General features: G+C 56.3%; 16 protein-coding genes. 7 read left to right on the forward strand and 9 right to left on the reverse strand.

The window, feature by feature from the left end:
- Window positions 1-60 precede the first annotated feature (60 nt).
- On the forward strand, window positions 61-660 hold the full coding sequence (gene folE, locus GFH31_RS08590) for a GTP cyclohydrolase I FolE (RefSeq protein WP_101571788.1): 600 nt from the start codon (window positions 61-63) through the stop codon (window positions 658-660).
- Window positions 661-727: 67 nt separating this feature from the next.
- Here the strand turns inward: folE and lptC are convergent, their stop codons facing one another.
- The 6 genes from lptC to GFH31_RS08620 all read right to left on the reverse strand — a co-directional run bounded on the left by lptC (window position 728) and on the right by GFH31_RS08620 (window position 9,031).
- Window positions 728-1,426 carry an LPS export ABC transporter periplasmic protein LptC gene (lptC, locus tag GFH31_RS08595; RefSeq protein ID WP_055202580.1) on the reverse strand — a complete coding sequence of 233 codons (699 nt, stop codon included), beginning with the start codon at window positions 1,424-1,426 and terminating at the stop codon, window positions 728-730.
- A gap of 18 nt (window positions 1,427-1,444) precedes the next feature.
- A complete protein-coding gene (locus tag GFH31_RS08600; protein WP_055202577.1) occupies window positions 1,445-2,770 on the reverse strand; it encodes a hypothetical protein in 1,326 nt (441 codons plus the stop codon).
- Window positions 2,760-3,488 carry a type III pantothenate kinase gene (locus tag GFH31_RS08605; protein WP_055202574.1) on the reverse strand — a complete coding sequence of 243 codons (729 nt, stop codon included), beginning with the start codon at window positions 3,486-3,488 and terminating at the stop codon, window positions 2,760-2,762. The genes GFH31_RS08600 and GFH31_RS08605 overlap by 11 nt, the downstream gene beginning before the upstream one ends.
- A gap of 70 nt (window positions 3,489-3,558) precedes the next feature.
- Window positions 3,559-6,909, reverse strand: a complete 3,351-nt coding sequence (gene mfd, locus GFH31_RS08610; protein ID WP_153497783.1) for a transcription-repair coupling factor — start codon at window positions 6,907-6,909, stop codon at window positions 3,559-3,561.
- A gap of 8 nt (window positions 6,910-6,917) precedes the next feature.
- Complete coding sequence (locus GFH31_RS08615; RefSeq protein ID WP_101571782.1) at window positions 6,918-8,462, reverse strand: Rne/Rng family ribonuclease; 1,545 nt, start codon at window positions 8,460-8,462, stop codon at window positions 6,918-6,920.
- A gap of 284 nt (window positions 8,463-8,746) precedes the next feature.
- The gene (locus GFH31_RS08620; protein ID WP_055202566.1) at window positions 8,747-9,031 is read right to left on the reverse strand and encodes an HU family DNA-binding protein; all 285 of its coding nucleotides are present in this window, start codon (window positions 9,029-9,031) and stop codon (window positions 8,747-8,749) included.
- 439 nt (window positions 9,032-9,470) lie between these two features.
- Here GFH31_RS08620 and GFH31_RS08625 point away from each other — a divergent pair, with 439 nt between their 5' ends.
- The 5 genes from GFH31_RS08625 (at window position 9,471) to GFH31_RS08645 (ending at window position 15,141) form a co-directional block, all read left to right on the forward strand.
- Entirely contained in the window at window positions 9,471-11,024 is a 1,554-nt protein-coding gene (locus GFH31_RS08625) for a PglZ domain-containing protein (protein ID WP_153497784.1), read from the forward strand.
- Window positions 11,025-11,040: 16 nt separating this feature from the next.
- On the forward strand, window positions 11,041-11,841 hold the full coding sequence (locus tag GFH31_RS08630; RefSeq protein WP_118655460.1) for a creatininase family protein: 801 nt from the start codon (window positions 11,041-11,043) through the stop codon (window positions 11,839-11,841).
- Window positions 11,842-11,938: 97 nt separating this feature from the next.
- On the forward strand, window positions 11,939-13,750 hold the full coding sequence (locus tag GFH31_RS08635; protein WP_118655458.1) for a DUF4838 domain-containing protein: 1,812 nt from the start codon (window positions 11,939-11,941) through the stop codon (window positions 13,748-13,750).
- 125 nt (window positions 13,751-13,875) lie between these two features.
- Window positions 13,876-14,298: a tRNA (adenosine(37)-N6)-threonylcarbamoyltransferase complex ATPase subunit type 1 TsaE gene (gene tsaE / locus GFH31_RS08640; RefSeq protein ID WP_055202558.1), complete on the forward strand. Its 423-nt coding sequence runs from the start codon at window positions 13,876-13,878 to the stop codon at window positions 14,296-14,298.
- A gap of 39 nt (window positions 14,299-14,337) precedes the next feature.
- Window positions 14,338-15,141, forward strand: a complete 804-nt coding sequence (locus GFH31_RS08645) for a hypothetical protein (RefSeq protein WP_145996519.1) — start codon at window positions 14,338-14,340, stop codon at window positions 15,139-15,141.
- A gap of 21 nt (window positions 15,142-15,162) precedes the next feature.
- Here GFH31_RS08645 and GFH31_RS08650 read toward each other — a convergent pair whose 3' ends face one another.
- Window positions 15,163-15,843, reverse strand: coding sequence for a DNA alkylation repair protein (locus GFH31_RS08650; RefSeq protein WP_118655456.1), 681 nt, complete (start codon window positions 15,841-15,843; stop codon window positions 15,163-15,165).
- 42 nt (window positions 15,844-15,885) lie between these two features.
- On the opposite strand from GFH31_RS08650, the gene GFH31_RS08655 reads away from it, so the two are divergent.
- Window positions 15,886-16,578 (forward strand): YjjG family noncanonical pyrimidine nucleotidase, encoded by a 693-nt coding sequence (locus GFH31_RS08655; RefSeq protein WP_172970731.1) that lies wholly within the window; start codon window positions 15,886-15,888, stop codon window positions 16,576-16,578.
- A gap of 52 nt (window positions 16,579-16,630) precedes the next feature.
- Here GFH31_RS08655 and GFH31_RS08660 read toward each other — a convergent pair whose 3' ends face one another.
- Together GFH31_RS08660 and GFH31_RS08665 are read right to left on the reverse strand one after the other, a co-directional pair.
- Window positions 16,631-18,073, reverse strand: coding sequence for an alpha/beta hydrolase family protein (locus GFH31_RS08660; RefSeq protein ID WP_101571773.1), 1,443 nt, complete (start codon window positions 18,071-18,073; stop codon window positions 16,631-16,633).
- An 11-nt stretch (window positions 18,074-18,084) separates the two neighbouring features.
- Window positions 18,085-19,878, reverse strand: coding sequence for a hypothetical protein (locus GFH31_RS08665; protein WP_101571771.1), 1,794 nt, complete (start codon window positions 19,876-19,878; stop codon window positions 18,085-18,087).
- Between the last annotated feature and the right edge of the window lies 1 nt (window position 19,879).

Below are 19,879 nucleotides of genomic sequence, written 5' to 3' on the forward strand. Positions count from 1 at the left end.
TTTCCGTTTTTGTTATCTGCCGCAAGAGTGTTACCTTTGTTCCGCATAAAACAACGGATCATGGAACAGAATTACGCCAGAGAAGAGGTGTACAATCCCGAAACCATCGAGAAACTTTCCGAACATTACCGAGCGATCCTCGAACTGCTGGGCGAGGATACCGACCGCGAAGGGTTGGTCAAGACGCCCGAACGGATCGCCAAGGCGATGTGTTTCCTGACGCGCGGTTACGATGAAGATCCGCGCGAAATCCTGTTGTCGGCCAAATTTCACGAAGAGTACAAACAGATGGTGATCGTCAAGGATATTGAGCTGTATTCGCTTTGCGAACACCACATGCTTCCTTTTTACGGGAAGGCGCACGTCGCATACATTCCGAACGGCTATATTACCGGACTCTCTAAAATCGCCCGGGTTGTGGAAGCTTATGCGCGCCGTCTCCAAGTGCAGGAACGACTGACCGTCCAGATCCGCGACTGCATTCAGCAGGCGCTCGATCCGTTGGGGGTGGCGGTGGTGATCGAGGCCGGACACATGTGCATGCAGATGCGAGGCGTGCAGAAACAGAGTTCACTGACCACTACTTCCGCATTTACAGGCGTGTTCCTCAGGCAGATGCAGACCCGGGAGGAGTTTATTCATCTGATCCGCCGCGGCTGATCCGTCTTCTGCAAGGGAGATTCCGGTCGAAAAATCAAAGCGGACCGGGAGGAAGATTTTTCCTGATTTATTCTTTCGCCTTCGTCTCTTCGACGTGCGGGCGGGCCACCGCTTCGCCTTCGCGGATAACCGGATAACCGGGTTTTACGGGCGGTTGCTGCGGAGCCTCGGGGGCCGGCGGAGTCCCGGCGACGGAATCCTGCTTCGGAGTCGTATCGACCGTAACTTTTCCTTTTACTTTGCGCATTACGAAATCGTCGAACCGCTCGTTCGATTCGAACCCGTCGGCATAGATGACGTCCCCTTTCTGGGTGATTTTCGAATCGACGTTGGAATAGACCCGTTTGGATTTCTGGTTCCAGAACAGCTGCTCGGTTTCGAGCTGGTTGCCGTCGGCATTGCTGCCGCGGACATTTCCTTTGGCTTCCCAGAGCTGCTGCCGTTTCATGAAGATCGCGTAATTGGCCGACAGCTTCGCTTCGACAGTCTGGGTCGAATCGTTGTAGGTCTCGATCTCGATCCCTTTGCGGAATTCGATGTAGGGTTCCTCGGCATATTCGTACTCTTCGAGCAGCGGCGCGGAAAAACGGAAGGAGAGGTTGCCTTCCTTCGTCTGGATGACCGTCAGGTTCTCGCTCTGCTGGGTCATCATATTCTGGTTGTTCTCCTCTTCGACGACGGCCGTTTGCCGCGAGCACGAAAACAGCAGCGCCGCACTTCCGAGAAGTGCGGCGACGGCCGTGATATTTCGGTAAAAGCGAATCATTTCGATCGGGGGCCGGTGTTATTGGTACTTGAACCGCTTGAACCAGTCGTCCTCGCCGAACAAGCTCAGCCCGATGGAGAGTTTGATGTAATTCTCCCGGATCATCCGAAACTGCCGCGTTCCCATCGCGCCGTCGGCGGTTCTGCCGCGCTGGCCGAATTCGACTCCGACATTGACGGCGCTCAGTCCCTGGACTTTGATCGGAATGCCCACGCCGAGCGTGATGGCCTTGTCGCGGACGTTGTGCCCGTTGATCCGCATGTAGTAATCGTTGTAACGGAAGCCGAGCCGGTAAGACCACCGGTTCAGGACATGGCGGACATCCATCGGATTCGGAATGTACTGAACGCCGAACTTGATGTACTGGTTGTTTTTGAATTCTATGCCGTTCATCGGATCGTTCGTGTTCACGTTGTTCCACTGTTCCATGGAGTAATCCAGGCCGAGGCTTAACCGTACGGATTGGTAGCTCAGGCCGAACGTGAACGTATTGGGCAGCGAGAAATTCTCTTTTGAAGTCGTATCGGTAATTTTGTCCGACGTAATGCTGGTCGAGTAGATCGAGCGGCTCGTGGTCGGCTTGAGATTCGTCCTGGGCCGGTAAGTCGCTCCGAAGGTCAGCACGCGTTTGTCGCTCTGAATCAGGTCGTATTGCAATCCGATGTTGGCCCCCAGCCGCGAAATGGATTCCCGCGCGGTTCCGTGGGTGTTGACGAAGGTTTCGTTGGACAGCAGCGAAGTGATGTCGGTGTTGAAATACCGCGAGATGCGCCCGTGGTAATAAACCATGTCGGCGCCGACCGACAGACGTTTGGTCAGCAGGATGCCGAATCCCAGCTTGGCCTGCGTGACGTTCCCTTCTCCGGTGTAGTTATACAGCACGTCCATATTATTAGCCAGGAAGAACGGGTCGGTGTCGCGCATTTCGATCCGGTAGCCCACGCTGCTCATCGGGGTGACGCTGATGCCGATTCCCAGCGAACGGGCTATCGGGAATGCAAGTGCGATGTCCCTTACGTTGAACGAATTGTGGCTGGTTTTGGCTGCCGAGGTTTTCGAGTAGGTGTTGTTTCCTTCGATTTCGACGTTGAACAGGAACGTTTTTTGTTTCAAAATGCTGTAAGAGGCCGGGTTCAGGTAGTTTATCTTCAGCGCGTTGCGTAATCCGATACCGGCGCCTCCCATCGAACGCATATACCCGGGGCCCTGGGTCGAGAAGTCCCCGATTCCGTAAAACGTATAAGGAGAGAAAGTATTCAGACTGCTGCTCTGAGCCCACGCCGCTGCGGGCAACGCCAGCAACAATGCCAGGACAACCCGGAGAATTCGCTTGTTATTCTGCATTATATTCTAAAATTCGGTTCAGACCGTAAGCCACAAGGTCGTAGGTTGCAAATATCGTATTTTTTAATCGTTTGGCAAAGAAATTACTGTCTCCCCCGGTGAAAATTATCCGCAGGTCGCTGTATTTGCGTTGCAGGTCGCGGATATAGCCTTCGATTTCGTAAACGATTCCGTTGACCACGCCGCATTCGATGGCGCTTACGGAGGTGTTGCCGAACAGTTCGGTCGGGTTATCGTTCAGCGAGCACAGCGGCAGTTTTTTCGTGAAGTGGTGCAGGGCCTTGAAACGGATCGCCGCGCCGGGGGTGATGTTGCCGCCGAGGAATTCGCCGCCCGAGACGACGTCGATCGTAATGGCCGTTCCGAAATCGACGATCAGGATATCGCTGTTCGGGTAGATCGTATTGGCTCCTACGGCTGCGGCCAGCCGGTCGGCGCCCAGCGTGCCGGGCGTGGCGTAGCGGTTGACGATCGGCACCGGGACGTTTTGGTCGAACCTCAGGAACCGCTTCATGCGCTGTTCCAGGAACCGTTCGAGTTCCTCGTCCGTGTCGCGCGACGAGACGATCACCGCGGCGTCGATGCCCGGGTTCGCTTTGAGCAGTTTTTCGATATAGGCCGTGTCGATCTGTTCGGTTTTCAGAAAATCGACGACCTGGCCACCGTCGATGATGGCCAGTTTGGCGAGCGTGTTTCCTATGTCGATAGCAAGATTCATCCGTACAAAATTAGTGATAAAAACCGTTCCCGCAACCTCCCGCCGCTCTCCGCTCCGGTACGAAATCCCGCTAAACGACCCCTTCCCCGTGGACTTTGGCTGCCAGTTCGCAAAGGTTCGCAGTCGCTTCGGATATGTTTTTTATATTTCTAACTACAATAGACAGCTTATTATTGTTCTGTTTGAAAATAAATTTACTGTCGGGGCGCGTCGCGATTTTCAGGATGTTGCCGAATACCGTGCTTTTGTAGTAGGCCGAATGCTGGTTTTCGATGAATTTCAGGATCATGATGCCGTTTTTGACGATCGCTTTCTCGAACCCGAGTTCGATGCATACCCACCGCATCCGAACGATGTCGAACAACTCGCGGGTCGCTTCCGGAACCGGGCCGAAACGGTCGATCAGATTTTTCTCGAAAAGGGCCAGCCGCCGGTCGTCTGTGATGTGGTCGAGTTCGCGGTACAGGCGGATTTTCTCGGCGGAACTGCTGATGTAAGCGTCCGGGATAAAGGCTTCGCGGTCGGTGTCGATCTGCGTGTCGGAGATGTACGTGGCCGGTTGCGGCGGCGCCGTTTCGCCGGGCGTTTCGCCGGTTTTCGCGAATTCTTCTTCGCGCAGTTCGGCGATCGCCTCGTTCAGGATTTTCTGATAGGTTTCGAAGCCGATATCGGCGATGAAACCGCTCTGTTCGCCGCCCAGTAGGTTGCCTGCGCCGCGGATGTCCAGATCCTGCATGGCGATGTTGAATCCCGCGCCGAGGTCGGAGAACTCTTCGATGGCCCGCAGCCTGCGTCGTGCGTCGGACGACAGCATTTCGTCCGGCGGCGTCAGCAGGTAGCAGAACGCCTTGCGGTTCGACCGCCCGACGCGGCCGCGCAATTGGTGCAGGTCGCTCAGGCCGAAGTTTTGGGCATTGTCAATGATGATCGTGTTCGCGTTCGGCACGTCCACTCCCGATTCGATGATCGAAGTGGCTACCAGCACGTCGAACTCCCCGTAAATGAAGTCCATCATCAGTTGTTCGAGCTGTTGCGGGTTCATCTGCCCGTGCCCGACGCCAACGCGCGCCTCCGGGCATAGCTTCCTCACGAGGCGTTCGATGTTGCCGATCGTCTCGACGCGGTTGTGGACGAAATAGACCTGCCCGTTGCGGGAGAGCTCGTATCCGATCGCTTCGCGGATGATCTCCTCGTCGAACAGGTGGCTCTCGGTGGCGATCGGCTGGCGGTTCGGCGGCGGCGTTGAAATGACCGACAAGTCGCGCGAACCCATCAACGAGAATTGCAGCGTACGCGGGATCGGGGTGGCCGTCATCGTCAGCGTGTCGATGTTGGCTTTCAGGTGGCGCAGTTTCTCTTTGGCCGCTACGCCGAATTTTTGTTCTTCGTCGATAATCAGCAGGCCCAGATCCTTGAATTCGATGCTTTTGCCGAGCAGTTTGTGCGTTCCGACCAGAATGTCGATCTTGCCGGCGGCCAGGTCGTCGGCGATCTGCCGCACCTCTTTCGCGCTTTTCACGCGGCTCAGGTGCTCGATCCGCACGGGGAATTCTTTCAACCGGTCGTTGAACGTTCGGTAATGCTGCAAGGCGAGGATCGTGGTCGGAACCAGTACGGCGACCTGTTTCGAGTCGGTGACTGCCTTGAAAGCGGCCCGGATCGCGATCTCGGTCTTGCCGAAGCCGACGTCGCCGCAGATCAGCCGATCCATCGGCGTGCGGCTCTCCATATCCTGCTTGACCAGTTGCGTGGCGGTCTGCTGGTCGGGCGTATCTTCGTAGATGAACGAGGCTTCCAGTTCGTGCTGCAGGTAACTGTCCGGCGAATATGCGAAACCTTCGCTCGCCTTGCGTTTGGCGTACAGCGCGATCAGCTCGCGGGCGATGTCCTTGACCGCCTTTTTCGTGTTCAGCTTCATCCGCTGCCAGGCGCCCGATCCCAGCTTGTAGATTTTCGGCGGTTCGCTCTCCTTATCTTTGTATTTCGAAATGCGGTGCAGCGCGTGTACGTTGACCAGCAGCACGTCGTTGTCGCGGTAGACCAGCTTGATCGCTTCGTGTACCTTGCCGTTTTCGACCGTGCGCGTCAGTCCGCCGAAGCGTCCTACGCCGTGGTCGATGTGTACCACGTAATCGCCTACCTTCAGCGAGTTAAGCTCCTGGATCGTCAGACTTTCGCTGCGGTCCAGTTCGCCGCGGATGCGATAGCGCTGATAACGGTCGAAGATCTGGTGGTCGGTATAAAAACACTTTTGCGAAATGTGGTCGATGAATCCGGCGTGCAGCGTCAACGGCACCGATCCGAACCGGACCTGTTTGGCGCCGATCGAATTGAAAATATTGCCCAGGCGTTCCAGTTGGGCTTTATTTTCGGTCAGGAAAAAAGTTTCGTATCCGTTTTCGCGGTTTCGTGTGATGTCTTCGGCCAACAGTTCGAAATTCTTGTTGAACTGCGGCTGCGGCGAAGTATTGAAGGCGATCCGGACGTCTGCGGCGCGTTCGGTGATGTTGTCGTTGAGCAGGATGAAGGTCGCCTTGCCGCTGTTTTCTAAAAATTCTTTGCGACTGGTGACCATCCGGTCGATTTCGGACGGATTTTCGAGGTCGCCGAGTATTTTGGTGCGGATGTCGTTGAATCGTTTCAGCGTGTATTCGCCGTCGGCGATCCAGTAGACGGCCTGTCCGGCGAACGTGGCGAACGAAACGCGGGCCGACGCATTGGCGATGTCCTTCAGGTTCGGGACGATTTCGACTTCGGCGAGTTTCCCGGTCGAGAGTTGCGTCGAAATGTCGAACGGGCGGATCGAGTCGATCTCATCGCCGAAAAAGTCGATGCGGTACGGCACGTTGGACGAAAACGAAAAAATGTCGATGATTCCGCCGCGTACCGAGTATTGTCCCGGTTCGTAAACGAAATCGACCCTTTCGAAACGGTTCGTCGTGAGGATTTCTTCGACGAATGCCGTCGAGAGACGGTCGCCTCTGCGCAGCGTCAGGATGCTTTCGCGGAGCTGCTGCTGGCCGACGACTTTTTCGGCCAGCGCTTCCGGATAGGTGCAGAGCGCCAGCGCGCCGCCGTCGTTGTTTTTTACGGCGTTCAGCGCCGCCGTTCGCTGTACGATCCCCGACGGATCTTCCTGTCCGAATTGGATCGAACGTTTGTAGCCGGTCGGGAAAAACAGCAGTCGTTCTTCGCCCAGCAGCGGAAACAGATCGTTGTACAAGTAGCCCGCCGCGTCCCGGTCTTCCATGACGAAGACGTGCAGCCCTCCGGTTTGCCGCACGGCTGCTGCCGCGACCAGCGACAGCGACGATCCGGCCAGCGAAGCCAGTCCGACGCTGCGGCCGGGACGGATCTCCGCGGCCAGTTGCCGGTAAGCTTTTTCGCCGGTAAAAAGTTGCAGCAGTTCGTCGGTGGTCATGGTGCGGTTCAGAACAATTCTTCGTCCTTCCGGTTGAAATAACGGGTTTCGATGATGCCGGTGGTCGTGTTTTTAACGATGCGGATGGCGCACCGGTATTTCAGCATCCAGCGCAGCCGCAGCGAGAATACCCCTTTGGTCAGGAAGGCGGCTACGACCGGGTTGACTCGGAGCTTGATGTAGTCGAGTTTTTTCTCTTTCGCGTAGTAGGCGATCTGTTTTTCGATTTGCGTATCGAGCAGCGCGGCCGGCGTGACCAGTCCGGTGCCGTGGCAGGCCGGGCAGGTTTCGCGCATGTCGATGTGCGTCTCGGGACGCACCCGTTGGCGGGTGATCTGCATCAGGCCGAATTTCGATAGCGGCAGGATGGTGTGCTTGGCGCGGTCGTTCGCCATCATCTCGCGCATCTTTTCGACCAGCGCCGTGCGGTTTTCGCTTTTGTGCAGGTCGATGAAGTCGATCACGATGATACCGCCCATATCCCGCAGGCGCAACTGCCGCGCGATCTCGGCCGCCGCCGCCAGGTTGACGTCCATGGCCGTCTGCTCCTGGTCGTTGTCCACTTTGGCGCGGTTGCCGCTGTTGACGTCCACCACGTGTAGCGCTTCGGTATGTTCGATGATCAGGTAGGCTCCCTTTTTCAGCGAGACGTATTTGCTGAAAAGCGACATGATCTGTTTCGATACGTCGAAATTGTCGAAAATGGGAACGTTGCCTTTATAGAGCTTGACGATTTTTTCCTTTTCCGGAGCGATCGTGCGAATGTATTCGCGCACTTCTTCGTAGACGGTCTGGTCGTCGATGCAAATGCTGCTGAACGAACCGTTCAGCAGATCGCGTATGATGGTGGTCGTTCGGTTCTCTTCGTTGAGGATCAGGGCGGGAGCCGTACTGTTGCGGACGCCCGATATGACTTTTTTCCAGCGTTCGATCAGCGACAGGATGTCGTGCTTGATCTCTTCGTCCTGCTGTCCCATCGCCGCGGTGCGGATGATCACGCCGTAGTTGTTCGGCAGCACTTCCGATGCGATGCGCTTGAGCCGTTTGCGCTCTTCGGCCGAACGGATTTTCTGCGAAATGGATACCTTGTTCGAAAACGGGATCAGTACGACGTTGCGCCCCGCGAGCGACATGTCGCAGGTCAGACGGGGCCCTTTCGTCGAGATGGCCTCTTTGGCGATTTGTACCAGGATCGATTGTCCGCTGGCGATGAATCCGGATATTTTCCCGTTCTTGCCCATCGCCTTGTCGAGGCGCATGGTTTCGAAGTTCGGGATTTTCTTGTTGTTGGTCAGTATGTTGACCAGCTTCTGCTGGGTGGTGAACTGAGGGCCGAGATCCAGGTAGTGGATGAATGCGTCTTTTTCGTATCCTACGTTGACGAACGCGGCGTTCAACCCGGGCATGATCTTCTTGACTTTTCCCAGATAGATATCGCCGACGGCAAATCCCGTTTTGCATTTTTCCTTGTTCAGTTCGACAAGCTGTTTGTCTTCGAACAGGGCGATGGTGATTTCGTTGGAGGTTACATTGATTATTAATTCTTTATTCATCAGTTGTTTGAGGTTTCGTCACGATCCGCCGTCGTCGCTTGGCGATCCTTTGCGCGGGCGGTCGTGGGGGAGAAGTGATCACTGGCTGTTTATTATGCAATAAACCTAAAGACCCCGAAGGGCTCTTTAGGTTTATAATACTAAAGATGCATAAAATATGCGACCTACTTTTTCTTTTTGTGTCTGTCTTTTCTCAGACGTTTTTTCCGTTTGTGGGTAGACATTTTATGCCTTTTCCTTTTTTTACCGCTTGGCATGATTGAAAAATTTAATAAATAAGGTTACTATTTGGTGTTAGCTTTCACCTTGCCCGCAAAGCTCTTGGCCGGTTTGAACGCCGGGATGTTGTGGGCAGGAATTGTGATCGTCGTATTTTTCGAGATGTTACGGGCTACTTTTTCAGCTCTTTTCTTAACGATGAAGCTGCCGAAACCTCTCAGGTATACGTTCTTATTGGCCGTCAGCGAATCTTTGATGCTTTCCATGAAAGATTCCACGATCTGCTGCACCTGCGCCTTTTCGACGCCCGTGCTTTTTGCGATTTCATTAACGATGTCCGCCTTAGTCATAATTACAAGTATTTTTAGTTTAACTTATTTTCAAAACTCCCGCTGGAGTGCAAAGATACATTTAATTTTTGATTCCAACGATAAAAACAACTTTTTTTTTGGATTTCCGAGCGCGCTAACTCTTTCTGTCCTATTTCGTTTCTATACCCTGAGGTTTCGCAAAAATCAGCCCAAAAATCACGGCCGGCCCGATTTCCGTTTATAAATCTTATTCTGAGACGAATAACCGTTCTGTGGAAGGGTAAGTCGCTGTCTGTTAGATTCGTGTCTTTCGGCGCCTGCCGTAAGTATAACGCGGCAAAACGTTTTATAGTCTTTCAGCAGGCAATAAACGGCTGATTTTTGCATTATAATCGAAACAAACGGCCGCATTACGGACTTTGTATTCGGTGGGTTGGCTGGAAAATAATTATCTTTGTTAGTAAAATTCGGAGGAGTTATGAGCGGTGCTAAAATTTTATGGGTGGACGACGAGATTGATCTGCTGAAACCCCATATCCTGTTTTTGAAGGGAAAAGGTTATGACGTGGAGACCTGCAACAACGGTTACGATGCGATCGACCTGGTGGCTGCGCGGCAGTTCGACCTGGTGATCCTCGACGAGATGATGCCGGGGCTGACGGGGCTCGAAACGCTGCCCCGGATCAAGGAGTTGCGGCCGATGACCCCGGTGATCATGGTTACCAAAAGCGAGGAGGAGAACATCATGGACAAAGCGGTCGGATCGAAGATCGCCGACTACCTGATCAAGCCGGTTAATCCGAATCAGGTGTTGCTGTCGATCAAAAAGAACGTCCACAGCCAGCAGTTGGTCACCGAACAGACCACGGCCGATTACCGCAGCGAGTTCGGGCGCATTTCGTCGTCGTTCGCCGATGCGCGGACGTTCGCCGATTGGGTGCAGATCTACCGCAAGCTGTATAACTGGGAGATGGAGCTCTCCGAATCGACCGATCCGGGCGTCCGCGAGATTCTCTCTTACCAGAAGAACGAAGCGAACAACGAATTTGCCAAATTTATCAAAAACCGTTATCTGGACTGGTTCGCGAAGCCCGACGACGATACGCCGGTGATGTCGCAGAACCTGATTCGCAAAAAAGTGTTCCCGGTGGTGGACGCCGCTCCGAAGACTACGTTTTTTCTGATCGACAATTTCCGGTACGACCAGTGGCGGGTGATCCAGCCGGTGCTGCACAGTCTGTTCGAAGTTGAAAAGGAGGATTTTTACTGTAGCATCCTGCCGACGGCGACACAGTACGCGCGCAATGCGATCTTTGCCGGACTGATGCCGGGCGCGATCGACAAGATCATGCCCGACCTGTGGCTGAACGACGATGAAGAAGGCGGTAAAAACCAGCACGAAGAGGATTTCCTGCGCCGCCAAATCCAGTCGCAGGGGAAGGGATACAGCCTGTTTTTCGACAAGATCGTCAAGACGGATTCCGGGAAACGACTGATCGAGAATATCGACAAGGTACATAATGCCGATTTCTCGGTGATCGTTTACAATTTCCTCGATATTCTGTCCCATGCCCGCACCGAGACGCAGATTATCCGCGACCTGGCCGAGGACGAAGCGGCTTTTCGTTCGCTGACCCGCTCGTGGTTCGAGCATTCCGACCTGTTGGAGCTGATGCGGCTGCTGGCCGAGCGCGGCCATACGATCATCATCACGTCGGATCACGGTACGATCCAGGTGGATAATCCGGTGCGCGTGCAGGGCGACCGCGCGACTTCGTCGAACCTGCGCTACAAGACTGGGCGCAACCTCGGCTTCAATCAGAAAGAAGTTTTTGCGATCACCAAGCCGGAGCTGGCGCACCTGCCGAAGTCGAACATCACGTCGACTTACATTTTCGCCTACAACCGCGATTTCTTCGTTTATCCGAACAATACGAATCAGTTCGTCCGCTATTACAACAATACGTTCCAGCACGGCGGCATTTCGATGGAAGAGATGATCGTGCCGTTCCTGGTGTTGAAACCTCGATAACCGACCGTTTGCCGTTATGGAGAATCCCGATGAATGCGGCGTCGATCTTACCCGCTGCTGCTATGCTGACCTCAGGGGCGGAACGTACCGTCTGGCGGTGTTGCCTTGGGGCGCTACGGAGCCGCACAACCTGCACCTGCCGTATCTGACCGATTGCTTGCTGGCGCAGAGCCTGGCCGTCGACGCGGCGGCGAGGCTGTGGCGCGAACGCCGCGTTCGCGCGGTCGTGCTGCCGCCCGTTACGCTGGGGGCGCAGAATCCGGGACAGTGGGACAAGCCGTTTTGTCTGCATGCCCGCTACGAAACCCAGCGCGCCGTGTTGGGCGACATCGTCGCTTCGCTGCGGCGGCAAGGGCTTTCGCGGCTGATCGTGCTGAACGGACATGGCGGCAATTCGTTCCGTAACATGGTGCGCGATCTGGCGTTCGAATACCCCGATTTCCTGATCGCTGTTTCCGATTCGTTCGGGATCGTTCCGCAGCGGGATTTTTTCGAGGAAAGGGACGACCACGCCGGGGAAATGGAGACTTCGCTGATGATGCATTACCATCCGGAACTGGTGGATATCGAACGCGCCGGCGACGGCCGTTCGGAGCCGTTCGCCGTGGAGTCGTTGAACGACCGGACGGCATGGGTGCCGCGCGATTGGAACCGGGTGTCGGAGGATACGGGCATCGGCAATCCGCTGAAATCTTCGCCCGAAAAGGGGGCGCGTTACGCCGAAGCGGTCGTCGACCGGCTGGTGCGGTTGTTCGCCGACCTCGCCGCGCCCGACGGCATTTACGGAGAGCGACGCCCGGAAACAGATCGTTTTTAACGGATTCGTCCGGAATTTTTCGTAGCTTTGTAAACGGCGGCCGGCGTCGCGCCCGAGGGCGTCGTCGGTTTGCCTACAATCGCTAACCTTTTCCGCTATGAAAAATATTCTGCTTGTCTTTTGCCTGCTGGCGGCCGGAACCGGTTTCGTCCGCGCCGGCGGACTGACGCTCGCCTCGCACGGTAAGAGCGGTTATGTAATTATCATTCCCGAAAAAGCCACCCCGGTCGAGAAAAAAGCGGCCGACGAGTTCCGGCGGCTGTTCGCGCTGAGTTCTTCGGTCGAACTGCCCGTCTGTACCGACGCCCGCCGTCCTTCGGCGCGGGAGATCGTGATCGGCAATACGTCGCGGTCGAATTCCGCCGCCGATACTTCCGGCCTGCAGCAGGACGGGTTCGTGATCCGCACCGACCGCAAATCGCTCTCGATCCGCGGCGGCAGCGAAAAGGGGGTGTTGTACGGCGTTTATACGTTTTTCGACAAATACCTCGGTTACCGCTGTTATTCGCCGACCGTGTTCAAATATCCGACGCTCGCGAAGGTGACGGTCGCAGCCGGGATCGCCGACCGCCAGGTGCCGGTCAACCTCTACCGGAACGTCTTTTACGAAGTGGCCGACGATCCGTTCTATGCGGATTGGCATAAGCTCGATCACATGAAACCCGACTGGGGCATGTGGGTGCATACGTTCGCGCAGTTGCTGCCGCCCGACCGGTATTTTGCGGAACATCCGGAATATTACGCCCTGGTCGACGGCAAACGGGTCGGCATGCAGGCCGACGGTCACCTTTGCGCGCAGTTGTGCTTGACCGACCCGGACGTGCTGGAGACGGTCGTCGAAAACCTCGGCGACAGGATGCGCGAGCAGCCCGACGCCCTTTATTGGTCGGTCAGTCAGAACGACACCTATGCCGAGCACGGCTATAACTGCGCCTGTCCCTCCTGCCGGGAGTTGGACGAGCAGGCCGGCGCTCCGAGCGGTTCGGTCGTCGCTTTCGCCAACCGCGTGGCCGCCCGGTTCCCGGACAAAATGATTTCGACGCTTGCCTACCGTTACAGTCGTACGGCCCCGAAAGGAATTCGCCCGGCCGACAACGTCAATATCATGCTGTGCGACATCGAGTGCAACCGCCATCGGCCGATCGAAACCGATCCGACCAGCCGGGCGTTCCGCACCGATTTCGAGGAGTGGGGGAAAATCGCCAAAAGCATCCTGATGTGGGATTACGTGATTCAGTTTTCGAATCTGATGGCCCCGTATCCGAACCTGCGCACGTTGCAGCCGAACATGCAGTATTTCGTTCGCAACGGCGTGACGGCCCAGTTTCAGCAAGGCAATATCAGCAAAGGCGGTGAATTCTGCGAATTGCGGCCTTACTTGGTGGCCCGGCTGCTGTGGAATCCCGATGTCGATATCCGCGCCGAACTGGCCGATTTCCTGTCCGGGTATTACGAGGAAGCGGGGCCGCATATTGCGGCTTATATCGACCTGATGCACGACGAACTCGAAAAGTCGGGCCTGCCGCTGACTATTTACGGCAAGCCGTACGATCATTACGAGAAGGGATATATGCGTCCGGAGCTTTTTGCCCGTTACGAAGTCCTGTTCGACGAAGCCGAAAAAGCGGTCGTATCGAAACCCGACGTGCTCGAACGGGTGCGGGTGGCTCGCCTGCCGCTGACCTTTTCGCTTTTCGAGATCGCCAAGGCGCGCGGTACCGCCGAAGACCGGGTGTTCGAACAGGCGGACGGCCGCTGGAGGGTGCGTCCCGAAATAACGGTCCTGCTGGACGATTTCCATGCGTTATGCAATAAAGTGAAGATTCGGCATTTCGTCGAAGGAGGCGTGTCGCCCGACGAGTATTGCCGGCAGACCCGTGAGGCGCTGGAAGCGGCGACCCGGAAATAAAGTCGAAACGAATGTTCCGGGAAACCGGAGTTTGTTGTGGAATTCGAAAGGAAACGTTTATCTTTGCCCCGTATCCCGGAAAGTACCGGAAACGGCGAGTCGCTGAATTTTGATAAAACGATTTTATGATACTGAAGATAGGTTCGACGGACGATCTGCCCAAGGCGGCGGCCGCGATTCTGGAGTCGCTCGACGGACGTTCCGTCGTGGCTTTCCGCGGCGAAATGGGAGCCGGCAAGACGACGTTGATCCGTGCGATCTGCGATGCGCTGGGCGTAACCGATACGGTGACCAGCCCGACGTTCGCCATCGTCAACGAATATCGCGGAGAGGGGATTCCGCCGGTGTATCATTTCGATTTTTACCGGATCGACCGGATCGAGGAGGCTTTCGATTTCGGGTACGAGGAGTATTTCTACGGCGGCGACCTGTGCCTGGTCGAGTGGCCCGAAAAGATTGAAAGCCTGCTGCCGGACGATGCGATGACGGTACGTATCGAAGTGACCGGCGAGGATTCGCGGACGATCGAGATCGATCCTCAGGACTGAGACGAATTGAAAGACTGATTAAGGTTAAACTATATGAATATGACAAAGAGTGCGTTTTTGTTCGTCCTGCTGCTTTTCTCCGTCCGGGCTTTCGGACAGACGGATACGATTTTCTCGAACAACGAAAAGATCCCGTGTATCGTCAAGGAGATCAAGGAGAGCTCTGTGGTGTACGTGCATCCGGGGGAAGAGCTTCTGAACAGTATTTATAAAAATGCCGTCCAGAAGATCGTCTTTAAGAACGGCCGGGTTCAGGTTTTTGCCGAGGCGACTTCGTTCAATGCGGTCAAGGGCGTCGACGATTACGAAAAAGTGACCGTGACGGCCGTCGAAAGCGAGGTGAAAGGGCTTTTCAAAGTGGGGGATGTCAGCGCCAAAGCGGTGGGAACCACCGAACTGTCCAATCAGGAGCGAGTGAAGAACCGGGCGTACCGGAAGCTTAAAATGGTGGCTGCGATGATGGGAGCGAACGCCGTCTACCTGACCAACCAGCGCACCGAAGGCAATAAGATCGGTTATTTCTCGTCCAGTTCGGCCGAGACGAACCTTACGGGCGTCGCCTATACGAACCGGCTGCCCGATTTCAACGCCTTCAAGGAGCTGCTCGATCGGCACAAGGGAAAGATGACTCAGGTGCTCGAGGTCAGCCTCGGCGGCAGTTCTACCGAATATGCGAAATTTAAGACCAACAAGCCTTTTACGATCGAAAACTTGACCGGCGAAAACGGGTTGATCGTGATCGACGACAAATACCGCGTGGTCGGGTTCGACCAGCAGGGGTTCAACGTCTATTACCGGAACAAGAGCAAATGGTTCAACGTGCGGGTCGATTTCGGGGAGTAATCCGTATCGTGCCGCCGCCGTCTACGGCTTGATCCGGGCAATGATTTTCGGGTCGGAGAGTTCGCGCAGCGCGTCGCGGCCGATCCATGCAGCCGTCCGGTCGGCGGACGCCCCCAGGCGGCGGCTCAGTGCGACGGCCTGCGTGTGGAGCCGCAGGTTACGCTTGCCGGTTTGCCGCAGCGCCCAGTTGACCGCCTTGCGAACGAAATTTCGGGGGTCGGCGGAAGCGGTTTCGATCAGATCGAAAAGCGGGATGAATTTTTCATCGCCGCTTTTTTTGTCTCCGACGGCCAGCGTGGCGATCAGCGCGAAGGCCGTTCGGCGGACGAACTCCTCTTCGCGGGGAGCATAAGCGTAAATTTTGTCGAATGCGAACGGTGTATGCCGCAGCAGGTTCTGGCAGCACATATCGCAGATGTCCCAAGCGTCGAAACCGTCCGTCCAGCGGTCGGCCAGCTCCGGCGTCGTCCGGGCCGGATCGGCGATCATCGGGGCCAGCAACCGGGCTTCGTGCCAACCGGTCTCCCAAAGACTCAACGCCAATTCGTGCTGTCTTTTGTAAGGCTTGGCGATCTTCCGCAGTTGCGTCACCGGGACGCCCAGCGCCCGTTCGTCCGGGATTCCGAAACGTTTCATTTTTGCCAGGTGGTCGGGCGAGGCGTGCGATTTGAGCAGTTCGATCAATTCGGTCGTTTTGTCCATGAGTTCGGGTTGTGTTATCTTTGGAGCAAAATTAATCATAAAGTGAAAAGGTACGATTGTTTGCTGTTCGATTTGGACAGAACCCTGTGGGATGTGGAGCGGAATCAGAAGGAGGCTCTGCGGGTGTTGTACGACCGTTACCGGCTGGAGCGTTTCTGCCCCGATTTCGACGATTGTTTCGGTTATTACGAAACGAGCAACGCTCGGCTGTGGGAAGAGTACCGCGACGGCAAAGTGAACCGCGAGACCCTGCGCAATGCGCGTTTCGAGGAGATGCTGGCTGCGATCGGCGTATACGATACGGAGTTGGCGCGGCGGTTGGGGGACGATTACGTCCGCCTTGCGCCGACTTTTACGAACCTGATTCCGTATGCCGAGAAGGTAGTCCGGGAGCTGAGCGGACGCTATCCGCTGTACGTCGTGACCAACGGATTCAGAGAGACGCAATATATCAAATTGAAAGAGTGCGGCCTTTACCGTTATTTCCGGGGCGTCGTCTGCTCGGAGGAGGCCGGTGCGAACAAACCGTCGCCGGTAATCTTCGGGTATGCCCTCCGTGCGGCGGGCGTCGGGGCCGATGAGGCCGTGATGATCGGGGACGATCCGCAAACCGATATCCTCGGCGCGTCGAACGCCGGCATCGACTCCGTCTGGTTCAATCCGTTCGGCGAAGTCCGCGAGATTGACGCGACCTACGAAGTTTCGGCCCTGTCGGAATTACTGGGAATATTTTAGAAGACAGTGTTTTCTGCACTCTCCGCCCTCGTTCCGTTGTTATGGGGGAAGGTCAGCGGGAACTGCCGGTCGTTTTCCCGATCCATTCGGCGATTAGGTCGAGCGCTTCCGGAGCGAACGTTTCGTCGATGCTGCCGTATTCGTCCGGTTCTCCCGTTTCGCAGTGCTGAAAAAGGTGGTTCAGCCCGGGGAACCGGCGGAATTCCACGTTCGTTTTACCCGCTTCGCGGCAGCTCTTTTCGAGGCCGTCCATATTCAGGTCGCAGTAGACCTGCATGTCTTTCTCCCCGTTCAGAATCAGCATCGGGCAGCGTATCTGCCCGATCAGCTTGCCCGGATCGGAAGCCATAAAGTACCGGTACCACGGGATGTTCATCGGGCCTACCAGTTTCGTCAGCGAGTCCGGTTCGAGGTAATGTTCGGACGGCAACGACGGCATGACCTTTTTTACGGTGCCGCTGTCTTGTTCCGCGACCCATTTTTTCAACTGTCCGGAGAAAATCACCTCCGCCTTCTGCTGCGGGTTCGCGATCAGGTCGGTATAGATGCTCCTGTTCAGCGCCTGTGCCGCGTCTATGACCGTCCGATCCGATATGATTTTTTTCAGGGCGTGTTCCTGCTGGGACAGGAATATTTCGATACCCGGCACGCCCGGTCCTGCCAGCGAAACGATAAAGGCGATGTCCGGATTGTCCTGCGCGGCGATCAGCGCGATCAGTCCTCCTTCGCTGTGTCCGGCCAGTCCGATCTTCGCCGGGTCGATTTCGGGCCGGTTTTTCAGATAACGGACGCCTTCCAGTACGTCGCGGGCGAAATCCTCGGATGTAGCCTGCCGCAGATCCCCGGTCGTCTGGCCGCATCCGCGGTCGTCCACGCGCAGTACGGCGATTCCGCGGCGTCCCAGGTAGTCGGCGATCACGCGGAACGGCTGGTGATCGAACAGCGTTTCGTTCCGGTCCTGCTGCCCGCTGCCGGTGATCAGCAGTGCGACCGGAAATCGCTCCCCTTTTTCCGGCAACGTCAGCGTGGCGCCGTAGCGGATCGAGGAGTCGCCGTTGTAATAAATGACATCCTGTTCGGCGTAGGGGAAAGGCGGTTGCGGGTATTGCGGGCGCAGTTTGATCCGGTCGACGGATTTGCGGAGCGTCAGCGGGAATTTTTTACCGTAGTTATGCCATTCGCCTACGATGCTGTCCGCCTTTATTTTGCCTTTAAAATAAGCATCTGCGGGTTTCTCTACCCTGAATACCACGCTGTCTTGTTCATAACCGACCGTCGCCGGATAATCGAATGTGCCCTGTGCCGGGACATTCATCTTCGCTGAAAAGTTTCCCGAAGGGTCTTTTTGTACGATGAACTGCATCCGGAGCCGGTGGGCTCCGGCAACCGCATCTCCTTCGTAAAAATTTGGTTGCAATGGCTCTGCCGTCCGGCTGACGGCAATTACCGGCGTACTCAGCAGAAATATCAACAATATTTTTTTGATCGGGTACATTTTTCCACTGATTATTTGGCTTTGTAATGGTAGTTGTAACGTCGTTCCGGAGCGGATTCCCCGTTCAGGAAAAATTCGGCGATGTCGTCCGGCTTCCGGATATTGTCGGCCCAATGGAAATAGAAATCCGGCCGATCGCCTTGGCCGAGCAACTTTTTCGGGACGGCGATCTCCATCTCGTTCCCTCGCTGCCGGTACCGGCAGGGCGCAACGGTCGTCCAGCGGTCGCCGTCGCGCCGTTTCAGCATGGTTTTTTCCGGCGACCGGATCTCCAGGTTGACGGCGAAATCGTATCCTTCCCAGCCGGTTTTTTTGTCCCGGTCGCCGTCGATGAAAAGCAGCATCCAGTTCGGCTCCCGCCAGCAGGTCATCGGTTCGACGGTTTTGACATAAAAATAGATGAATTTGTCGTCGCAGGCCACACGCGATTCGGCGATGTCGTTGCGGGCGGTACGGTTGACGTAGCGGATGCCCTGCGGCGCGCCGTCGTTGTCCCGCATTTGAAGCTCCCCGACGAAATCCTCGAAGCGGGGCTGCACGTCGGCCCACTCGTCGAAGCGGCCGTCGATCGCGATCGTCTTGCGGGGCGAGGCTTCCGGAGGCGGTTTCATCCCTTTGTAACGGCGGACGTGGGCGGCCAGTTGGTAGAAATAGTTGTCCGAATTTTTTCCGGCCTGCGGCTCCAGGTCGCGGTTGAACTCCTCGTTGAATTCATCGACGAAGTAGGTCTCGCCCTCGGCCAGTTTCCGGTTCTGGAAAGTGATGCCGCCCGCCACGAGTTCGGCGGTGGCCGGCCATGCCTCGGCTTTCCATTCGTTCCATCCGGTAACGCAGACGATCAGCGGACGGAAACGTTCGGCCCCTTTCCACTGCTCTTCGAAAAACAGGCCTTCGCCGGAGCGTGGGCTGTTCCAGTAGCGGTCGTATGCGGGCGTGCTGTCCCGTGTGGAACTTTTCGAACCGTAGGCCGGGTAGTCCCATAACGGGGCTCCCTTGCCGGCGGCCACGGCGATCTGTTCGGCCGCCCCGTCGGGGCGCAGGGCGGGCGTCTGCGGATAGTCGTCGAAATAGTGCCAAAACCCGTCGGCGTCCTTGCCGGCCCACATCCGACGCCATGTAAAGGCGTCGTTGATTTTCCGGTCGGAGGGATGCTGTACGGGCGACAGCACCAGCGGTTTCCCGTCGAGTACGAACCATGCGTCCCGGTAAGCGGTGTCGCGGTAAAATTCCGTGTAAAACTCCTCCAGTTTCGGGACGGGATTCGTGTTGAAAAAAGGCACGAGCCGGGGCGGATCATATCCGTTGCGCCTCATGTTGCCCGTCAGCCGTAACAGCAGGCGCAGTTCGTCCTTGTCCATTACCAGGTTCGTGAAGTCGAGAAACAGGAAGTCGATGCCCACGAGGCAGAACAAGCTCAGGTGTTTCTGCATGACGTACGCGTCCGATGAGCGGTAATATCCGAGCTCGGGTTCCCCCCAATAGTAAGCCAGGTGCGGCCATTGCGTGCGATCCGGCTCTTTTCGCAGCGTTTTCGAAATGTCGTAGTCCGGCGTGTCGTTGCGCAACGGCCCGTGCCACAGCCAGTAGAACAGACCGACGTAGCGGTTCGGCTTTTCTCCGCCGGTCTGTGCGTAGTTCGGCAACTCGCGCCCGAGAGCGTCCGTCGCTACCAGCGGATCGCCGAAAGCCGAGACCTGCGGCGAAATCCCCGTTGCGCCGCAAGTTCCGTCCGGCGTTCCGGCCCGGATGCCGTCGTATGCCAGCAGCAGGATTCCTGCCGTCAGTAGGGCCGGGATCGTTTTCATC

It is taken from the genome of Alistipes sp. dk3624 (assembly GCF_009557455.1).
GTDB classification, from domain to species: domain Bacteria; phylum Bacteroidota; class Bacteroidia; order Bacteroidales; family Rikenellaceae; genus Alistipes_A; species Alistipes_A hominis.